The 1,611-nt window shown below is 68.7% G+C and carries 1 protein-coding gene; it reads right to left on the bottom strand.

Features of this window, described 5'->3' with window-relative positions:
• Positions 1-104: 104 nt before the first annotated feature.
• Positions 105-1,403 (bottom strand): ABC transporter substrate-binding protein, encoded by a 1,299-nt coding sequence (locus H613_RS0120570; RefSeq protein WP_026925259.1) that lies wholly within the window; start codon positions 1,401-1,403, stop codon positions 105-107.
• Between the last annotated feature and the right edge of the window lie 208 nt (positions 1,404-1,611).

The raw sequence follows: 1,611 nt of genomic DNA, 5'->3' as shown, positions 1-1,611 counted from the left end.
CGTTCCCCGGCCCCCGCCCGACGACGACGGCCCGGCCCCACCCCGCACACCCGGCGCGGCAGTCGAGGAAGAAGCAGACACGAAGAACGTCCTTGCGTAGGTGGTCACTGCTCCGAGGCGAACAGGGTCTCCGCCTCGGTGAAGAACAGGTCCGCGGCCTCAGGGGCGGTCATCTCGCCGTACTGCACCTGCTCGTAGATCTCCATGTACTTGGCCTCGACCCCGCCCGCTCCGGCCGGCGGAACCGGCGGCGCCGGCTTGATGAACTCCTTGACGCTGGCCTCGTAGTCGAGGATCGCCTGGGAGATCTCGTCGATCTCGACGTTCTCCAAGCCCGCGTTGGTGGCCGGGATGCCCCGGTTGGTGCCGAGGATCGCGACGCCCTCCGGGTCGGTCAGGAAGAACTCGATGAACTTCGCGGCCGCGTCGGGGTACTCGCTGTTGGCCGCGATCACCAGCTGCATCGACGGCTTGAGGTAGATCCCGAGGTTCTCGGGGTCCACGCTCGGCGGGGGAGCGAGCTTCAGCTCCCCGCCGTTGTCGGCCACGGTCGGCGCGAAGCCGGACAGGGCGCTGTCCCAGCGCAGTTCCGAGGCGACCACGTCTTCGGCCATGCCGTCCCCCGCCCAGGCGGCCATCTGATCGGCCGAGGGGATGTGGCCCTGCTCGATGAGCGCCGCGGGCATGTTCCAGTACTCGACGAGCTGCTCTTTGGTGAAGCCCAGCGACTTGAGGTCCTCGGAGTAGAAGGCGCCCCCCTGCTGGCGCAGCCACATCTCCATATAGAGATAGGAGCGGGCCCAGTCCTCGGCCGCCCACTTGCCCTCGCCGAGCGCGGGACTCAGCGTGGCGATGGTGTCCATGTAGTCGTCCCAGCTGTAGCCGATCTCGGGCGCGGGGATGCCGTGCTCGGCGAACCAGTCGGCCCGGTAGATCAGGCCGGTGGTGTTGGCGGCGACCGGGACGGCGACGAGTTCGTCGTTCAGCCGCCCGGGGTCCAGCAGGGCCGTGTCGCGGAAGTCGGAGGTGTCGACCAGGTCGTCGAGGGGCGTCAGCATCCCGTTCTCGGCGAACTGGCGCAGCCGCGGGTAGTCCATCTGGAAGACGTCGGGCAGGTCGCGCGAGGCCATGCGCCCGGACAGGCTCTCCCACAGCTCCGCATAGCCGTAGAAGTTCGTCTGGACCTTGATGCCCTCGTTCTTCTTCTCGAAGAGGTCGACGGCCTGCTGCGTCAAGTCGGCGCGGACGTCGTCGCCCCACCACTCGAACTTGATGGTGATCGGGTCGTCGGCCGTCCCCGCGGCCTTGTCGTCGCCGCAGGCGGCCGCGGCGCCGAGTGTGGCTGCTGCCGCGGCGCCGGTCAGGAGCGTCCGGCGGCGAGCGCGCATCGGGTTGCTCATCATCGTTGATGTTCTCCTTCTTGCAAGAGGGGTCCCGTGTGTACGGGCCTTCGGGATCTATTCGGTTGCCCCCCGGTCTCAACCGGGGAATTCTTCGGTCGGGGCGCGTCTACGCTCCCCATCCGGCGGCTTGGCCGCCCTGGCGCGATTCGATGATCTCCTCGGCGTAGCCGCTGGCGCCGTACGCCGCGAACGGGTCGGGGTGCAGGCC

It is taken from the genome of Glycomyces arizonensis DSM 44726 (assembly GCF_000482705.1).
GTDB lineage: Bacteria > Actinomycetota > Actinomycetes > Mycobacteriales > Micromonosporaceae > Glycomyces > Glycomyces arizonensis.
This window is presented reverse-complemented; position numbering and strand designations above follow the sequence as displayed.